This is a genomic window from Psychrobacter sp. W2-37-MNA-CIBAN-0211, from assembly GCF_040309405.1.
GTDB lineage: Bacteria > Pseudomonadota > Gammaproteobacteria > Pseudomonadales > Moraxellaceae > Psychrobacter > Psychrobacter glaciei.
Window position 1 is genome coordinate 68,711 of the sequence record NZ_JBEOOU010000010.1, and the last position, 20,305, is coordinate 89,015.

Consider the following 20,305-nt stretch of genomic DNA (forward strand, 5'->3'; position numbering starts at 1 on the left):
AAAAATAGATTGATGCTAAACGGCATGACCTGCTTATCTAGCACCAATCTACTTTTTACGTTAAAGCGCCAATCCCAATCCACAATATTCGTTACTCGTTAAACTTCTTAATAGACCACACTGCTTAAGTTGCAGCACTATCGCTATGTAAGCTCAGACTCGTTGTCAATGCCGTTTTTAACGTTTCTAACTTGTCGGCAGACAAAGGCTCGTCATTTTGATCACTGATATAAAACATATCCTCTGCACGCTCGCCTAGTGTGGTAATGCGAGCCGCATGTACCTCAATTTTCTCCTGCAAGAATACTTGTCCCACCCGTGCCAGTAGCCCTGGCTGATCGAGGGTTTCTAAGCTCATAATGTGCTGACCTGATGCTTCATTAAACTCAAAATTAATCACCGTCTTCACCTCAAAATGTCTGAGCTGACGCGGCATTCGTTTATTCGTAAGCTTCAGTACGGTGGGGTCTTTAAAGGCATTGATTAAGCGCTGCTTAAGCTCTTGCTGACTGTCTTCATCGACCAATAATGTGCCACTAGGATCTAGCAGTACATAAGAATCCAACGCAAAATCACGAGTGGCAGTGATGATGCGTGCGTCTAAAACATCTAGATTCATTTGATCAAATACGGCCATAGTGACGGCAAATAGGTTTGTCTGATCTTGGGTGTAAACAAAGACCTGCACAGCATCCAGTGCCAGCTCACGATGCTCTCGCAGTACCACCAATGGTGGGCTATCGGCATTAGAGGCAAGCCCAATCGGTGGATGGTTCAAAATGGCTTCGGTATGCCATAAAATATCTTCAGCAATCTCACGCAAGAAGTACTCATCACCTAAGTCATCCCACAGTCTAAGTACCTCACTGCGGTTCATGTGCTGATTATCGACGTTATCCAACATGACCATTGCTTGCTTGTGCGTGGCGCTGATCATGTCTTGACGATTGGTTGGCGCATCGATATCAGCACGTAAAATACGACGCGTTTGCGAGTATAACTGTTTCATCAAGGTCGCCCGCCAGCTGTTCCATAACTGTGGATTGGTCGCGTTCATATCGGCGACGGTCAGTACGTACAGATGATTCAGGTGGGTGACGTTGCCAACCAAATCAGCGAAAAGTGTCACCACTTCTGGATCTGAAATGTCTTTTTTCTGCGCGGTCATCGACATCAATAAATGATAGCGGGTCAGCCAACCAACCAAATTGGCATCTGCTTTACTCATGCCATGTGCCAAGCAAAACTCAATCGACTCAGTTTCACCAAGCAAGCTATGATTGCCACCGCGACCTTTCGCAATGTCATGAAACATGGCTGCTAATACTAAAATTTCTTTGCGCTCAATACGCTGAAAGAGGGAACTGACCAGTGGAAAGTCTTCATAAAAATTCGGATCGGTAAAGCGGTGCAAGATGCGGATCAAAAACAACGTATGGGCATCAACAGTATAACGGTGGAATAAATCATACTGCATCAGACCGGTGACTTGGGAAAAAGCAGGAATATAATTGCCCAAAACGCCATAGCGATTCATGGTACGCAGGCGATGAAACAAGTAGTTTTGTTCTTTTAAATTGGCCAAAAATAGCGTTTGGTGATTAGGGTTGTCACGGTAAGTTTGATCGATACCGCGCGCGGCGATTTTTAGTGCTCGTAATGTATGTGTCCGGACGTTTTTGATACCGTACTGACCCATGAGTAAAAACATCTCGAGAATTGACTCAGGATGCTGAGCAAAAACGCGATGATGCGCCATGGCGATTTGGTCGCCAACTTGGTTGAAACGCGCATTAATCGGCTGCTTTTTTGGGCGCTCATCATCAGGTAGATTGGGCTCTATGATTGTCTCATAATAGTGATTGGTCAGCATCTCAGACAGCGTTGATATCTGCATGGCACAGCGATAATAGTCGCGCATAAAGCGCTCAACAGCGGCATTGGGTTGATCATCCGGCTGTGCCTCATAACCCATCAGCTGGGCAATGTCACGCTGATAATCAAACAGTAGCTTGTTTTCGTTACGTCCAGTCAATTCGTGCAAGTGATGCCGTATTTGCCATAAATAACCTTCGGCAAAGCTCAGCTCGTCGAACTCTTTTTCGGTCAAAAAGTTCTGCTGTACCAGATCATAGAGCTTAGTGACCCGAAAATAACGTTTGGTTACCCAGCCGATAATATGGATGTCACGCAGGCCACCAGGCGCTGTTTTGATATTCGGTTCTAGATTATATTCCGTCGCATTATGCTGCAAGTAACGCGCTCTGGCTTCCTCGGTTTTTACCTCAAAAAAAGCGCGCGGCGACCATTGCTTATTGACAATTTGAGCCGGAAAATCTTGCAAAGTATCATTACCAATCAGGAGCCGAGCTTCTAACTGCGCACTAGCAATCGTATGATCGAGCGCAGCTTCCAAAGCATCATTCACGCTACGTACAGAGAGGGCGGGCTCCAGCCCTATATCCCACAACAGCGCCACCAACCGATCGATTTTCCCACTGGCGTCAGTGCCAACCTCATCAGGGGAAAGCAGCAAAATATCAATATCTGAATAAAGCGACAGCTCACCGCGACCATAACCACCGGTGGCAAATAATGCCAAATCGGTCTTATCCAGCTCAAACCATTTAAACAAGGCGATGAGTAAGCCATCAATAGCACACGCGCGTGCTGCCACTAATTGACGAATATTGACACCACGCTCAAGCGCGCGGCTGATATCCAAATTTATTTGGGTTAACCATTCAGGAATACCGAGTAGGGTTTTTTCCGTCGCATTCGTCGCCGGTTGCAAGGAGTCGACAGTCACGGTCTTAGATGAAAATGAAGGGAGCGGTGTCAGATCAATCGATGCGGCATCACAAGTAAACATGAGTGTTATCCCGTTAAGAGTTTAAAAATAAAACGTTTCAGCTGAAAAGCGTAGAATCACCAATGTGCTGGTAGCTGATAAAAGCCACAAATAGAAGTTACTAATATAAGTTATTAAGTCATCAGAGTATAAAGATAAAAAGCGGGTAAGCACAATACTCAATATGCCTGAATTATTGGCCAAAAAAAAGACCGCCTAAGCGATCTTTTATGATGTTACTGTGTTAAAAAACTTAAATCTTCTTCAGGGCGGGCAGTAAACACCTCACAGCCATTGTCTGTGACGACCATGGTGTGCTCCCACTGCGCAGACAGTTTGCGGTCTTTGGTGATTGCCGTCCATTCATCAGGTAAGATTTTGGTCTGCCACTTACCTTCATTAATCATGGGTTCGATGGTGAAGGTCATACCTGTTTTTAGCTCGAACCCTGTGCCTTTTTTGCCATAGTGCATGACTTGTGGCTCGTGATGGAATTCATTACTGATACCATGCCCACAGAACTCACGCACGATACTGAAACGCTCAGGCTCGACCACTTCTTGAATCGCAGCACCTACATCGCCTAGGCGTGCGCCATCTTTGACAACACTCATGCCAGCATAAAGGGCATCTTGTGCCACTTTACAGATACGCTTTGCCATAATGGAGCCATTGCCCACGATCCACATTTTTGACGTATCGCCATAATAACCATCTTTGATAACCGTCACATCGATATTAATGATGTCGCCATCTTTTAGCAGTTTCTTTTCACTTGGGATACCATGACAAACTACATGATTGACCGAGGTGCAGATTGATTTTGGGAAACCATTATAGTTGAGCGGAGCTGGGATAGCGTCTTGTACATTGATAATATAGTCATGAGCAATTTGATTCAATGCTTCGGTGCTGACGCCCACTCTAACGTGCTCGTCCAACATAACCAGCAAGTCGCTGGCAAGTTTACCGGCGACACGCATTTTTTCTATGGCTTCTGGGGATTGGATAAGAGATTTTTTAATCATCATCATCTATCTTATAATTATGGGTTTAATGTGAGTAGATTATACCATAAATGGGTTGATGACAGTTTTACGTTAAGTGATAGCTAACCTATCATTGTGATTGATAATAATTGCTTTACAGCCAAAGAAGGGCAGTTATGACTGTTCAGTCACGGTAATATATTCATATTTTGACAAATTAGTTGAATGTTACAGAATATATAAGTAATGTAATTTTGTCTGCTAAAGGGATTAGCAGCAATCTTTACTCCTTTTGGGAGGTAAAGATAACCAAAATTATTGATGACAAGGATGTTGTTATGACTCTAAAGACCTCTTTTGCTGCAGCTGTCACGCCCAGCGCATTTTTACCTTCACTCGGTGCTATCGCTGCCGGTATCCTTCTGATGACCTTGCAAACCACATCTGCTCAAGCAGCTGGACAGTATTATAACTGTGCTAATGCCAACGGTTGCAAGCTGGTTGATAGTAAATATTTCACCTCGAGCTACACTAAAACTCAGTATCCGGTCGTCATGGCTCATGGACTTGGGGGCTTCACTACATTATTTGGAATCATTGATTACTTTAATGGAATACCTGGAGAATTGATGAAAGGTGGCTCACAGGTATATACCACCAAAACATCAGCCGTCAATAACAGTGAGATTCGTGGAGAGCAGCTGCTACAACAGGTCAAGACCATCACTGCCATTTCAGGCAAATCTAAAGTCAATCTATTTGGGCACAGTCAAGGCGGTATAGACATTCGTTATGTCGCTGGTGTTGCGCCAAAATATGTGGCGTCAGTAACTGCCGTATCAAGCCCAGAGCAAGGGTCAAAAACGGCAGATTTTGTCAAAAACACGCTTGAGCCAAATAACAATACTGGAAGCCCGTCAAACATCACCACAGAGTTAGTATCAGGGCTGTTTAATTTGATTGGTGGCTTTACAGATATCGGCTCTGGTATCAGCTTTTCAGAGATTCAAGAACAAGATGGCTGGCAAACATTGATGGCGCTATCGACCGATGGTGCTGCTCAATTTAACGCTAAATTCCCTGCTGCCATGCCAACCAGTTATTGTGGTCAACCGACCAGCACTGCTGCCAATGGCATCAAATACTATTCATTTAGTGGTGTTGGACAAATAACGAGCGTACTTGATCCTAGTGATTATCTATTGGCAGTAACGGGTGTACCGTTTGCAGGCGAGTCTAACGATGGTTTGGTATCTGCCTGCTCAAGTCGTCTTGGTTATGTGATTCGTGATAATTATAGAATGAATCACTTAGATTCAGCCGATCAAGTGCTAGGTTTGACAGCATGGGGAGAGTCTGAGCCAAAATCTATTTATCGTACTCAGGTTAATCGTCTTAAAAATGCCAACCTATAACCTTAATGGTTAATTGACTAAATATTTTAAAGTATGGATATACTGTATTACACGCGGCTAAAAGGATGAGCCGCAGTTTAGTGTCGTTGCTACATAGAAAAGCTTTATATAAGAATTCTATATGTAAAAAAATCTATATAAAGACGATACCAAGACAATCAATCAAAAACATAACAAGGATGTTTCTATGACACTTAATGCTCATTTATCTGCTTTGAAGATGCCAAAGGCATTTTTACCATCATTAGGTGTCATTGCCACCGGTGTATTACTGATGACCATGCAAACCACCTCCGCTCAAGCAGCTGGTCAGTACTACAACTGTGCCAATGCTAACGGATGTAAACTGGTCAGTAATAAATATTGGACGTCCAGTCATACCAAAACCCAATATCCAGTGGTGCTGGTTCATGGTGCTAATGGCTTTAATAGATTATTTGGCGTACTCGACTATTTTTATGGTATTCCAGAAACCTTGATGAGTGGTGGCTCAAACGTATTTGCAACTAAAACTTCTGCTATTCATAACAGTGAATTTCGCGGTGAGCAACTGCTGCAACAAGTTAAAACCATTAGTGCCATATCAGGAAGTCCAAAAGTTAACTTACTAGGGCATAGTCAGGGCGGTATTGATATACGCTATGTAGCGGGTGTTGCGCCGCAATATGTTGCTTCAGTAACCGCCATCTCAAGTCCGGAGCAAGGCTCAAAAACTGCAGATGTAGCGATGGAAGAACTTCAGCTTTCTGAAACCAGTCTAGTGACTCAGGCCTTGTTACCTATATTCGAGCTGCTTGGTGGTTCGTTAGATATTGGTTCAGGTATTAAGGTACAGGAACAAGATGGCTGGCAAACTCTCCAAGCCCTATCTGCTAAAGGTTCTGCACCATTCAATGCTAAGTTCCCTGCTGCAATGCCGACGAGCTATTGTGGTCAACCCGCTGATACTGAGGTTAATGGTATTAAGTACTACTCATTTAGTGGTATCGGTCAGATAACGAATGGTCTTGATCCAAGTGATTATCTACTAGCTGCTACAGGGCTTGCGTTTGCTGGCGAGCCAAATGATGGCTTAGTATCTTCTTGCTCAAGTCGTCTTGGATATGTCATTCGAGATGATTATAAAATGAATCATTTGGACTCAGTCAATCAGGTATTAGGATTAACAGCGTGGGGACAACCGGACCCAAAAACCTTGTACCGCGATCAAGTAAATCGTCTGAAAAAAGCTAACTTATAAAGCTTAGCTATAACACGCCTATAATATTGTCATAACTGGCTCGTCCTTAAGCAGGATCAATAGCCTTGACCCTGCTTCTTTATATTAAATTCGTATATCAATTGATTTATTAAATAAGATGTTTTTGCTATGTCAAATAACCGCCGTCAGTCTTTTTTAACTTTTATCAGTATTGCTGTGATTATTGCCATCGTGATAGCTGTTATCCTATGGTTTAAGCCCAGCGATAATAAAGATAAAGCGACTGAAATACTTTCTAGTAGTCAAAATAATGCTGCTGAAAATAGCCAGATTGATAAGCCTCAGTTAACTAGCAGTACTGGTGTGGCTACCAATCAAGGTAATACTAGCTTTAAAACAGGGCTTGAGAACCTACCGCGCTCCTTGCAAGGTACCGATGTCGATGGCGAAATTATTATTGATGAAAACAAACAGTTGGTCGTCACTCAAGGGTTACGGCGTTTATTTGATTATTTTTTATCCGCATTAGGAGAGGAGGAAGAAGCCGTTATATTTGCGCGTGTTGAGAGTTACATTCGCCATCACACCCCAGAGCCTGCGGCCAGTCAAGCGGTCGCTATATTTGGCAAGTATGTTGCGTATCTCAAAGCGCTCCCAGAGATAGAAAAGCGTTATGGCAATCTACAACTACAAGCGACAAAAAGTGGTGAACTGGATTTAAACGCTGTAGCACAGCAACAACAAGATGTGGCCAAGCTACGTCAGCAATATTTTGCAAAGGACACCATTAGTGCGTTTTTTGGTACAGAGGATGATTATGATGACTATAGTGTAGAGATGGTCAGAATCAACCAAAACAAACAAACCTCTGAGGCACAAAAAGAAGCCGCCAGACAAGACTATATCAGCCGCTTGCCAGATAGTGTCACCAAAGCCAATATCGTGCAGCAAGCCAATCTTGGTGAGCTTATGGATCGTACTGAACAAATGAAAGCTCGTGGCGCGACGCCTGAAGCATTATACAATATGCGCCGAGAGCTAGTAGGTGCGCCAGCAGCAAAGAGACTGGCGCAAGTAGACCAAGAAGATGCCAGTTTTGATCAGCGCTTTACTCAATATCAAACACAAAAACAGCGCTTGTTAAGCCAAAGTGCAGATCAAGCTCAAGCGCAAATTCAGGTAAACCAACTTGAGCAGCAGCTATTTGACGATGCTGAGCGTAAACGCTTGTCAGGTTATGCTTCTCTACAAGAGACGAAGACTCAATAAGCGTATTTCATTAACATTAATTAACTTACAGTGATGTAAGAGACAAGTATGCTAAAAGTGCAAATAAGTTATGGTCATTGGGAGAAGGACAGCCCACTATCTATAGCTTTAGTACAATGATATTTGTACTTCATTTGAACCAAAAGTGTTTTAAAACTATTCTAGGAGCTTATATGAAAAACATGACCAAAGCATTGATGACAGGTATTTTAATGGTGACAGTATTGGTAGGTTGCCAATCTATGTCAAGTATGACGGCACCCGCTACTGATCAGCCAAATATAACTGGTACAGACGTTATCTAAAGTGGTGGCTGATAATTTTACTGAAACCCAGATTGATTATTTAAGGTATCAGTAAGCGGCACTAGCAGTCATATGCAGTGCCATATTATAGTTATACGACATCAAAACACCTCACTATTTAGTGGGGTTTTTTATGTCAGCGCTCACCTGACACCATAGTCAGAGCACTTTTAAACCGTTACGGTGTCACCCGTCCTAGATGTACTCAGTGTACTATCTGCGGTCGGTCGCCTTGTAGCGATTCTAAAATTCTTTGACTATAAGGTGTATCATCATTTTAAGAACACTAAATATATCAATGTGCTAATTGAGGACACGCCCTAGCTGCTTTAGACAAGACATCAGTAAGGTTTTAGCATCGTTAGTGAATAAGGTCAATAGCAAACATCCGGTCGACTTTGCATTGCAACAAAACCTCCCTCAAGCAACCACTCAATTCATAATGACACCTCACTATTAGTCGTTCAGAATATCGCCATTGTTTAAAGCAATGAATAAGACAATAAACGAATCATAATAAAACCAAAATTTTCACTAGGTCTGTAAAGGGTGCATCCACTGCAAGATTTATAAGTAGTGAAAATTTTAGGTTCAATAAGACGAGGACCTTATATGAAAAGTATGACTAAAGTAATGATGGTAGCTACCTTGGCCGTTGGTACGCTTGCCGCTGGTTGCCAGACTACCGCCAATCTACCTGCGCCTGTCAGTCAGCCAATCACTGCAGATATATTACAAGCTCATAACTGGCAGCTTGTTGCTGCCAAACGCAGCAATGGTGATAAGGTAACTCAGCTGTTTTTTAATCCGGCAGAACCTTTAACTTTGAATTTCATGAATGACAACGGTAGAGATTACGTGGCATTTATGAACACCTGCAACAACATGAGTGCTGGATATAGCGTTGTCAATGGCAATGTAGAGATCAAAAACGGCATCAGTACTATGATGGCGTGTCCTGAGCCGCAAGCAAGTTTTGATACGGCAACCATGGCAACCGTACAAGGTAAATATAGCATCAATAACAATGCGAACAATGTGCCTATCTTGACTATCCGCAATGACGATCAAGTTGCGTATTTCAAAGCTATTTCTAAATAATTTGATGATTGAGTAAAAAATTAGATATTTCGGCTGAATTTAATAATGCCTCACTAATCAGTGGGGCATTTTTTTATCCAAAATTTAGTCCAGTTTAGGATACACTAGAGTAATGTTTCTGTAATATATTTGATTTTTTTAGAGGGATAGTTTTGACTCTAGGCTCATCACTAGTGGTGCTCACTCTCTAAAACTCTCGACATGTTTATCATTAGGCTTTATTGGACATTACTCTATGCTAAGAACCTCTATGCTAAAAACATCTATGTCAAAACCCGTTATAAATAGACTGACGATAAAAACGCCCATTGCCATTACGCTGTTTGTACTCCTCACAGGCTGTCAGACATTGAACAGCACATCAGTCAATAAGCCTATTAGTACAGTTGAGACCAATCCGTTGACGGCTCGGATGCCTGCGATCGATCGTCAAGGGCGCATAGCCTACGTGGATGAGCAGGGTACAGGTGCCGCAAAAATATCGACACTGTATAGCATCCGTCCTGATGGTAGCGATCGTCAGTTGATTGATCAGTTGAAGGGTTATATCTATGCGCCTGCATGGTCTGCGGACGGTCAGTGGCTTGCTTATAGTAAACAAGCACCACGTCAAAACCCCAAAATTTATATCTATGACAGAAAAAGTAAAACCCAAAGTCTAATCGTTAATGCTGAAGGCAGTAACATGTCCGCGTCGTTCTCACCTGATGGTCAAAAACTTCTCTATAGCTCAACCGTCGGCGGCAACGCAGATATTTATGAGATGCGTCTCAGCGATGGCAATACCAAACAGTTGACTACACTATCAAGCACTGAGGTACAGCCAAGCTATGCGTCTGACGGCAAAAGCTTTGTGTATACCAGTGATAAAGTCCGTGCTGGACGCCCAAGTATCTATCGCTATGACTTTGCCACTGGCAATGCAATACCTATGCCGACTAGTGGCTATGTAGCCAGTCCTCAACTCAGTGCAGACGGTCAGCAGTTAGCGTATCTCAACGGTCGCAAGGCTGCGGTTATGACATTGGCTACCCGTCAAACCATCGATCTCGCAGAAACAGGACTCGATGAGCCTGCACGGTTATCACCATCTGGACAGTATGCAGTTTATCCAATGCGTAGCTCGCAAGTGAGTAGCCAAGGCACTAGAAATATAGGTAGCCTCGTTATCCGCTCGTTATCTGGCAACACAAGCTACAGTATTAATAGTGACGCTGGCGGGATGGTGCGTTCACCGATTTGGGGACGCTAATGGCGAAATCTATGTATTATAGGGTGAGATGTCTATATAATTAATAAAGAAACATAAGTTGATTCTGTGACTTAAGTTTTCATGAACGTCACATAAATTTTATAAACGGCTCATCAAGATTCTGCGTATCAAAATACTATATATAAACATACTGTATATAGAGATACTGAATTAGTTGAGCAAAAGGAGAAAGTACGTAATGCAAGAGTCGTTTTTGATATTCATCACCAAAATCAGCTTGTACCCGACGATAGTCTTTACAGGATTGGTGATGTTTGTGACCTTGTATTGGATGGTTTCTCTACTTGGTATGGCAGATATGGATACAGTAGATATTGGCGATGCAAGTGGCGAGGGTAGCAATTTGACCTCATCAGGCTTTGTGTCGGGTCTGCTGCTCAAATTCGGTCTGTATGGCGTGCCGCTTATCGTTATTCTTAGCTTAATCAGTTTAATTGGTTGGTTGTTAAGTTACTTCTATACCAGTTTTTTACATCAAAATTTTGACTCAGGCATCTTATATTATCTATTCGGCACAGGGGCGCTAATCTTTGTATTGGTCATCTCCATGTGGCTGACAGGCATCATTATTTCTCCCATCCGCAACAAAATAGCCAAAATACCTAGACGCAATGCCGCTAGCAATATCGGCAAAATCGCGGTTGTGCGTACCCTTAGTGTCACGGATAAACACGGCGAAGTGGAACTGAATGATGGCGGTGCAGGGTTGATACTCAAAATTCGCTCAGACATCAATCATGGCTCGCTGAAACAAGGCGATCGAGTGATGTTGGTGGAATATTTAGAGGCAGCCAATACCTATCGCGTAGCCCCTGTAAAAGATAAATAACCACTATAGTCACTCCACTATAAAAGTGTTACTGCGTTAACCTCGCTTGAAGTATTTGATATACATCTACACTCGGTTGCCTTGTACTACTTTTAAATTGAATCGACTATATAAATAATTTAGCCACTAGTAAGTAATTTAGTCACGATGATTCGCCATCGTTATTTTCAGCACATCATTACCGCTTTCAGCACAGAATAAGTTCACAGAATGAACAGGGATTTAGTCAGAGGTTTTAGAAGCATCTCTGGTTTAGGCATAATATTTTTTAGCAATGATTTAAACGGTTTTAAATTTCGTGATAGTCGATTCAGAATAATGCAGATATAAGAATGGTGCGTGATAGAGCTATAAAGCACAAGTGCTATAAAGGGTGCTATAAACAGTAAATTTAACAAGCCTGATAGCGTATCTGATTTATATAGAATTGATTATGGAATGTTTTAATTAAAGGAATGGATATGGACACACTCATTATCGTCGGCGTGGTTGTAGTGCTGGCGTTTGTTTTTATGATGGTCGCACTACTGATGCTCAAGGCCTTTTACTTTAAGGTCGAGCAGGGCAAAGCACTCATTATTAACGGTGTGAGTAAAATTGCCGTACGTTTTGATGGTGGTTTTGTTTGGCCGGTCATCAACAAAAAAGAGTTGATGAGAATCTCGCTCATCACCTTAGAAGTGGATAGACGCGGTAAAGAAGGTTTGATTTGCGCAGACAACATGCGTGCTGATATCACCGTGGCATTTTATTTGCGCGTCAATGAAACCGAAGAGGATGTGCTAAAAGTCGCCAAATCGGTTGGGGTAGAGCGTGCGTCAGATAAAGTCGCTGTCAACGAGCTGTTTAATGCCAAGTTCTCTGAAGCCTTAAAAACAGTTGGTAAGCAGATTGATTTCGTCAAACTGTTTGAAAACCGCAGCGAGTTTCGTGACAGTATCGTTCAAGAAATTGGTAACGATCTGAATGGCTATGTCTTAGAAGATGTGGCGATTGATTACTTAGAGCAAACGCCAAAATCGTCGTTAGATTCAAGCAATATCTTAGATGCTGAAGGTATCAAAAAGATTACTCAATTAACGGCCTTTCAAAACGTTATCACCAACGAGCTTGAGCGTGATGAAGAGCTGGCTGTTAAGAAAAAGAATGTCGAAACCAGAGAGGCGATGTTAGAGCTAGAGCGTCAACAAGCCGATGCCGAAGCCAAACAGCAACGTGAAATCTCGTCAGTGATTGCACGCGAAACGGCTGAAACCCGCAAGATTGAAGAAGAAGAACGTAAAAAGTCTGAAACAGCCGTTATCTCGGTTGAGCAGGATTTGGCGATTCAGCGTGAGAATCAGCAGCGTGAAATCGAAGTCGCAGGTCAAAATCGTCTGCGTGCAGTCGTCATCGAAGAAGAAAAAGTGACGCGTGCTCGTGATTTAGAAATTGTCTCTCGTGAGCGTGAAGTTGACTTGCAACGTATCGAAGCTGAACGTGCGATTGAGCTTGAGAAAAAAGAAATCGCCAACGTCATTCGTGAACGTATTGCAGTGGACAAAACCGTTGCGCAAGAAGAAGAGCGTATCAAAGAAGTCCGCGAAATTAGCGAGGCTGAGCGTTCTAAGCAGACACGCGTCCTAGCAGCAGAAGCCGATGCGGAAGAAATCAAAGTACGTCAGGTGAAAAAAGCCGAAGCAGAAGAGCTGTCTGCCAAGCATAAAGCCGTCGAAATCACCACGCTTGCCGCTGCGAATCTTGAAGCATCCGCCAAAGATTCAGAAGCCAAAATTAAAATGGCCGAAGGTATCAAGGCAGAAGAGTCGGCGCATGGCTTTGCTGAAGCGGCTATCCAAGAAGTCAAAGCCGCTTCTTTGGAAAAAGAAGGCATTGCGAAAGCTAATGTTATTAGAGCGACTGGACAAGCTGAAGCGCAATCAAATCGTGAAAAAGGCATGGCAGATGCAGAAATCATCGCCGCTCGCGGTGAATCTACCGCCAGAGCTGAGCGTGAAAAAGGCATGGCAGATGCTCAAGTCATCGCGGCTCGTGGTGAGTCAAATGCCAAAGCAGAACGCGAAGTTGGATTGGCAAAAGCCGAAGTTACTCGCGCACATTTCCAAGCCGAAGCAGATGGTCTGGTCGAGAAATTCAATGCCATGGGTAGCATGAGCAAAGAAGCACGTGAGCACGAAGAGTTCCGCATGAGCCTTGAGACGGCCTTGCAAGAAGCGCTTGCCTCGATTGACGCTGGTAAAGAGATTGCGAAAGAAAATGCTGAAGTATTGGCAGTTGCGTTACAGAAAGCCAAAATTGATATTGTTGGCGGCGAAGCGCATTTCTTTGACAACTTTGCTAAGTCACTGTCTATCGGTAAAGCCATCGATGGCCTAGCGGGTAAGTCAGACACATTGAGCGGTATCATCAATGGTGTGATGGCCAGTCAAGCCATGAAATCAAACCAGAAAAATGATGATAAAACGGTTTAATTCTATATCAGGTCGAATTGACAGAGTTAGGTCGAATTGACTGATATTTATATATCTAGCATTAGTAATCAACATTAATATCAGTAAATTATCTGTCGTGTAGGCGGCAGATTTTTTTGGCTAACTCAGGGTGATTCAGAACGACGAATCATGATGAGTTGGCTAATCTAAAAAAATAGCAGTGACCACTCGTTTTTTTAGATTAGCCAAGTGCTTCTTTACTTTCAATGATTCTTTATTGCCCAAAATTCTCTTATAGTGGATTCAGTTTAAAAGAGAGTCAAGGCAACCGAGTGCAGATGTAACTGTGATACTTCAAGCGAGGTTAACGCTGTAGCTCTTTTATAAAGGATTGACTATATTATGTAAAAACAGAAACGGACGAGCAACGATGGCGGACACGCAAAACTCAACAAATTCAGACAGCAATGATAACGCTAATCAAGCCAACCAAACCGATCAGGCCGTTGCTTCAGGCAATGCTTATGAGCTCATCAAAAAACGTCTGACAGAACAAGGCGGTCGTTTAGAGACGCAGACACAGACGCTAAATAATGCGCGTCTCGAAGAGTTTGGCAGCACTCAAATGCAAGTCATCGCCCGTACTCGTATTCGTACCGAGTACAACTGTGTGGCACAAGACATGGTGCAGGTCGGCGATTATTTGCTGTTTGGCTACAACGTTTTTATGGGGCTCAAACGTGCGAGCAATATAAAAGACGTATTGTCGTTATATCGTCTGAACGAGCCAACTGGTAATGAAGAAGAGTATCAGCTCGAAGAGGTTGACTTAAAAGGGACGTTTTTAGCTCAAGATGCCTTTGTTCAAGATTTCAATGAGTTGTATCGATATTACAAGCAAACGCGCCTGATTCAAATAACGGTGAAAGACAGCAAATTGCTGTTGGCGTTTCAGATTGGCGAGCGCATCACCGATATTCGAGTGTTCCGTTTTGCGTTAGATTTTAGCCAAGGTACACCAGAGTCGGCGCAAGTCGCTTATGTGGACAATCGAGGCGAGCGTGACATTGAACTGCCGCCTGCTTATGGTTTTGACTGGATTGAGACCACACGCGATCAAATGGTGAATGGCAAATATCCCCATATGAATATCTTAGACACGATATTTGTAGAAACCGTCGGTGGCGATTTGACCATCAAGATTGAGGACAATACGCAGTCAGGGCAAGGTATTTATAGCGAACCGGTCAATGACCGCACCCAGTCGCTGACGGATGCTGAGATTGCTTATGCCAAAGTGGGTAGTCTAATACTGCTTAAGATATTGCCATATCGTGAAGAGGATTACCGTTATTTTGTTTATAACACCTTGACCGAAGCGGTGCTGCGATTGGATGCGATTGGACAGTCATGTGTTCAGCTACCAGAAGACCACGGCATCATGTTTCCGGGTGGTTACTATCTACAGACAGGTGAGTATAAGCTGTTCGAGGCCAATAACGTTGGCGCTACTGACTTACGGTTTAAGCGTAAAATTGTATCGCCAAATGGGGAAGATGTTTTATTCTTATTTTACGACCGAGACTTGGGCGTCACGGGACTGTTTCCTTATAACTTGATTAAAAAACAATTGGCAAACCCTATCTATTGTAACGGTATGGCTTTGGCAGAGAATGGCCGTTTGGTACTGTTTAGTGACCAAAGCGAGCCATCTCGTATTCACCCAATGCAGATATGGCACACGCCTTATGCCTCACACGAGTATGTGAGTGAGTTGCCAGAGAGCACGAGTTTTTATGGCAAAATCGGTAATAAAGAATTGGTGCGTGGTATCTCAGACCTGTATAGCATTACTCGCCTGATTGATAATCAAAGCGTGTCACAGAAGCTCTATGAAGAGCTTACCAATAATACCAGCCGACTCTTTGATAGCTATTACTGGTTGTCTGAACCTGAGCTGAGCGACGTCGCCAGTAGTATTAAAGAAGTGACGGCCACGGCTGAGCTGGTGATTGATGAGTTTGCCAAAGTACAAAGTATCCAAAAGCAAACCCAAACCGCGCTAGCCGATGCTGATACACAGCAAGGTGAGATTTTGCGGCAGATACGCGTTACTAGCTTTGAGTCTGCCAGTGATTATGTCGATCAGTTATCAGCGTTAAGACGCCAAAAAGGTCGCTTGGTCAGCTTGGAAGATTTGCGCTATCTAGATGCCGATAAGCTACAAGCATTACAGACACAGTTAGAAGAAGCCGAAAGCGAGCTGGCTGAAAAAACCGTGCTATTTTTAAGTGGCGAAGAAGCGCTTTCGAGTTACGAAGGCATATTGGTCGATGTCAGTGAGCGCTTAAACACCGCAGAAACCAATGCTGAGCTAAAACCCGTACTAGAAAAAATCGATGAGACAGCGCAAGGGTTAGATTTATTGACCGAGTTGCTAGGCACATTAGATGTTGCCGATGCCACAGTACGCACGCAAATTATCGATGACATATCGACCATTTATGCCAGCCTAAATCAGAGCAAAGCCAAGCTTAATCATAAACGCAAAAATCTAGGCTCTGCTGAGGCCGTGGCGCAATTTGGCGCGCAGTTTAAGCTGTTTGGTCAGTCCATTGCCAACGCCTTATCCATTGCCAATACGCCTGAGAAATCAGACGAGCAAATGGCAAAATTGCTAGTACAGTTGGAAGAGTTAGAGAGCCAATTCGCTGATCCAGAGACCAACAGTGGTGATCAGTTTTTAGCCGATATCATCAGTAAACGTGAAGAGATTTACGAGACCTTTGAAAATCATAAGCAGCAATTGCTCGATGCTCGTAACCGTAAAGCGCAAAACTTGGGTGATGGCGCGCTGCGGATGCTTGAGAGTATCAAGAAGCGCACGCAAAGCACTGGCGTCACAGGCTTTACAGAGGAAGAAGCACTAAATACGTATTTTGCGGCTGATGGTCTGGTGCAAAAAGTCCGTAACATCGCAAAAGAGCTGCAAGCGATGGGCTTTAGCGTCAAAGCAGATGACATTGATGCCCGTCTAAAAGCCATTCAAATCGAGAGCTACAAGAGTCTAAAAGACAAGTCGGACTTGTTTGAAGATGGTGGTCAAATCATCAAACTGGGTAAGCATCGTTTTTCGGTTAATACTCAGCCACTGGATTTGACCTTATTGAGTCGTCAACAGTCAGATGGCAAGCGTGTGCTGAATTTGCATCTAACGGGTACCGACTATTATGAAGTGCTTAATAATGCTGAGCTAAATGCCTTACGCCCGTATTGGGACATGAATATCGCCTCCGAGTCTGACAAAGTGTACCGCGCCGAGTATTTGGCCTATAGCATTATCGAAAGTGCCAAAAACAGCCAAGACGGCCTAACCGAAGCCCGTCTATATCAAGCATACGATGCGACTGTCATTACTCTTGATGTTAATGGTGATATTGATAATGACAGTCCATTGTCTAAACTGGTCAAAGCTTATGCTACCCCTCGCTATCAGCTAGGCTATGACAAAGGTATTCATGATCATGATGCTACGTTATTACTGATGCAAATATTACCGACTTTGCGCGAGGCAGGGTTGCTGATTTATACCCCGCAAGTACGTGCCTTGGCGCAGTTATTTTACTGGCAGCTGAATATCGTACAAGCGCTTGGCTTAGATAGCTTACGCCAGTTTGGTTATGACAAATGGCTAAATGAATCAGTGCTGACACGCGCAAATAACTGGACAGATAGAGCAGCTACCGCTGAGCAACTGCGCCGTGCATTGGGCAGTGATACGGCCAAATCGCTATTGGTCGAGGACATGAGCCAAGTCATGCGTCATTTTGTTATGGCTCATAATGATGACAGTTTTAGCGCTGATAACGGTGCTAGCATTGATAAAGATGATAGCGTTGATAACGGCGCTAATATCTTCAAACCAAGCTATGTCCAGCTTGCCTGCGAATATTTGGTTAGTGTGATGGGGCAGGCGGTTGAAACCAATGTAGGCGCATATAACACAATAAACTGGCAAACCAGTCAACAAGCGCAGCAGTTGTGTGAGCAGCTAAGCCAAACGTTGAATAGCGCATCAGGTGGCACGCAAAATACCGCCAATTTTGACCAACTACAGTCTTCAATCGGCAAGCTTGGCTTTCAACCCAAATCAGCCTATGAGCTATTGGCAACATGGTTTCATGCCTTACTTGATAAAACCTATGGTGGTACTAAGTCGGATAGTGCATCAGTTGATGGCACGGATGAGACAGGCGAGACACTCAGTGAAGTGCAGCTTGCTGAGCGTCAAGAAAAAGAAGCGCTACGCAAGCAGCAATTAGAAAGTGGCCGTCATTATGTGCCGGAGGCAATAGCCGTTTTACTCACCCAATTGAACGATGCTCAACGTGAAGCTTTAGTGCAGCGCCTTATTGACTCAGGTGCTAGCTTTGATAAAGGGCTAGGCAATAAAGGGTTGGGCAGTAACGGACTAGGTAATCAAGGCACAAGTGGCACACCATCAGCCTTGTCATTTTCATCAATTACCTCATCAACGCCTTCATTGACCAGTATTAATAACCCGCTCAATCAAGTGCAAAGCTTTGAGCGTAGCACGGGTAAGGTGTCGCTTGAGATACAAGTCAATAATTTGCTAGGTGAGCATGCGCGTATCCATCAGCAGACCTTAACCTTTGCCGTTGATGATTTTTTAAATCGTCTGCATCATCATGATACCCAAGTCATTCCTGCCTATAGACGTTATTTGGCCATGCGCTCAGAGATATTACATGACTCAAAAGAGACGTTGCGACTGGACGAGTTTATGCCGCGTCCACTATCCTCATTTGTGCGTAACCGTCTGATTAACGAGAGCTATCTGCCACTTATCGGTGATAACCTTGCGAAACAGATGGGCACGGTCGGCGAGGATAAGCGTACCGATTTGATGGGTATTCTCATGATGATATCGCCACCAGGGTATGGTAAAACCACCTTGATGGAGTATGTGGCAAACCGTCTTGGCCTTATCTTTATGAAGATTAACTGTCCGTCACTTGGTCATGATGTGACGTCCTTAGATCCTGAAAAAGCGCCCAATGCCACCGCACGAGAAGAGCTGAATAAAATCAACTTAGCTTTTGAGATGGGCAATAATGTCATGCTTTATCTCGATGATATTCAGCATACACATGCGGAATTTTTACAGAAGTTTATCTCACTCGGTGATGGTACGCGCCGTATCGATGGTGTTTGGCAAGGCAAAACCAAAACCTATGACATGCGTGGCAAAAAATTCTGCGTGGTCATGGCAGGTAACCCATATACCGAGAGCGGCGAGGCATTTAAAGTGCCTGACATGCTTGCCAACCGTGCCGATATCTACAACCTAGGCGATATCATGAGCGGCATGGAAGAAGTGTTTGCGCTTAGTTATATCGAAAACTCGCTCACTTCTAACACCGTTCTCGCACCACTGGCCAACCGTGATTTAGCGGACGTTCATCGTCTCATCAAAATGGCAAAAGCGGACAATGCCAATCTCGCCCAAGCCCAAAGCAGCGAGCTGACCTATCCGTATAGCACCTCAGAGATTAATGAGATTGTCGCGATCTTGCGTCATATGTTTACGGTGCAAGAGGTCATTCTAGACGTCAACCAAGCCTATATTGCCTCCGCTTCGCAAGATGACAAGTATCGTGTTGAACCGATATTTAAGCTACAGGGCAGTTATCGTAATATGAACAAGATGACCGAAAAGCTGTCGGCGGTCATGAATAAGAGTGAGCTGAATCAGCTGATAGATGACCACTATCTGGGCGAGTCGCAGCTATTGACCCAAGGCGCAGAGAGTAATCTGCTCAAGCTTGGTGAGATGCGCGGTGTCTTGACCGAAGCGGAAATGGAGCGTTGGGCGCAAATCAAAGCCGACTTCTTGCGTAACAAAGCCATGGGCGGTGAAGATGGCGATACAGGCGCGCGTATCGTCGCCCAATTGGTTGATTTGGCCAGTGGCTTCAATGCCATCAGTAGCCAGTTTGAAAAATACTTAACGAAAAATGATCCGGAGCAAATCGCTCGATTACGAGAAGCAGGACAACAAGCGCAACTCGATGCACAGTTAAACGCCCAATTAGAAGCACAGAAAATACTTGCCGATAGCGTCGTTAATAATGCCAAAGTCGTCAGCGATAGCATCGATAACGGCTTTGAAAAAAGTCTGAATCAGCTGATGCAAATATATAAGCATGATCACAATGCTGAGAAGGTAGAAGGCGAGTATCTCAAGCAAAACCAAGAGGTGCAAAAAGCGCTGATGGTGCAGCTGGTCAATGCCGTTGAACAACTGGCACAGAAAATGGCGAATAGTCTGTCTAATAGTTTGACTGAAAGCCTGATTAAAAATGAAGAGAATCAAACTGTAGGTAGCGATGCGCCTGACATCACTCAGCAGACCGCGCTTATGGCAACTGCCCTCAAGCAAGCATTAGAGCCACTGACAATGCGGATGGATGAGAAACTACTCATCGATAGCAGTACTGATCAATCTGGCAAGCTCATCGTTAATAGTCTCAATAGACTTAATAAAATCTTTGATGACTATGATTGATAGCTGATAATTAATAACTACTGATTAATAGCTGACGATTAGTCACTACTG

11 protein-coding genes are annotated in these 20,305 nt (G+C 43.7%); 9 read left to right on the plus strand and 2 right to left on the minus strand.

Annotation, left to right across the window (positions count from 1 at the left end; all coding sequences use genetic code 11):
* Positions 1-124 precede the first annotated feature (124 nt).
* Positions 125-2,872 (minus strand): [protein-PII] uridylyltransferase, encoded by a 2,748-nt coding sequence (glnD, locus tag AAEY72_RS10285; RefSeq protein WP_352310444.1) that lies wholly within the window; start codon positions 2,870-2,872, stop codon positions 125-127.
* Between the two features lie 215 nt (positions 2,873-3,087).
* Entirely contained in the window at positions 3,088-3,882 is a 795-nt protein-coding gene (gene map, locus AAEY72_RS10290) for a type I methionyl aminopeptidase (protein ID WP_352310445.1), read from the minus strand.
* Between the two features lie 296 nt (positions 3,883-4,178).
* Between map and AAEY72_RS10295 the strand changes: the two genes are divergently transcribed.
* The 9 genes from AAEY72_RS10295 (at position 4,179) to AAEY72_RS10335 (ending at position 20,254) form a co-directional block, all read left to right on the plus strand.
* Positions 4,179-5,255: an esterase/lipase family protein gene (locus AAEY72_RS10295; protein ID WP_352310446.1), complete on the plus strand. Its 1,077-nt coding sequence runs from the start codon at positions 4,179-4,181 to the stop codon at positions 5,253-5,255.
* 187 nt (positions 5,256-5,442) lie between these two features.
* The gene (locus tag AAEY72_RS10300) at positions 5,443-6,495 is read left to right on the plus strand and encodes an esterase/lipase family protein (protein WP_352310447.1); all 1,053 of its coding nucleotides are present in this window, start codon (positions 5,443-5,445) and stop codon (positions 6,493-6,495) included.
* Positions 6,496-6,624: 129 nt separating this feature from the next.
* Positions 6,625-7,725, plus strand: coding sequence for a lipase secretion chaperone (locus tag AAEY72_RS10305; protein ID WP_352310448.1), 1,101 nt, complete (start codon positions 6,625-6,627; stop codon positions 7,723-7,725).
* Between the two features lie 173 nt (positions 7,726-7,898).
* Positions 7,899-8,030, plus strand: a complete 132-nt coding sequence (locus tag AAEY72_RS10310; RefSeq protein WP_264623034.1) for a hypothetical protein — start codon at positions 7,899-7,901, stop codon at positions 8,028-8,030.
* Between the two features lie 612 nt (positions 8,031-8,642).
* Entirely contained in the window at positions 8,643-9,131 is a 489-nt protein-coding gene (locus tag AAEY72_RS10315; protein WP_352310449.1) for an META domain-containing protein, read from the plus strand.
* A 250-nt stretch (positions 9,132-9,381) separates the two neighbouring features.
* Complete coding sequence (locus AAEY72_RS10320) at positions 9,382-10,383, plus strand: beta-propeller domain-containing protein (protein ID WP_352310450.1); 1,002 nt, start codon at positions 9,382-9,384, stop codon at positions 10,381-10,383.
* A gap of 199 nt (positions 10,384-10,582) precedes the next feature.
* Complete coding sequence (locus tag AAEY72_RS10325) at positions 10,583-11,233, plus strand: hypothetical protein (RefSeq protein WP_352310451.1); 651 nt, start codon at positions 10,583-10,585, stop codon at positions 11,231-11,233.
* A 461-nt stretch (positions 11,234-11,694) separates the two neighbouring features.
* On the plus strand, positions 11,695-13,704 hold the full coding sequence (locus tag AAEY72_RS10330) for a flotillin family protein (RefSeq protein WP_352310452.1): 2,010 nt from the start codon (positions 11,695-11,697) through the stop codon (positions 13,702-13,704).
* Between the two features lie 391 nt (positions 13,705-14,095).
* Positions 14,096-20,254, plus strand: a complete 6,159-nt coding sequence (locus tag AAEY72_RS10335; RefSeq protein WP_352310453.1) for a DNA repair ATPase — start codon at positions 14,096-14,098, stop codon at positions 20,252-20,254.
* Positions 20,255-20,305: the final 51 nt, after the last annotated feature.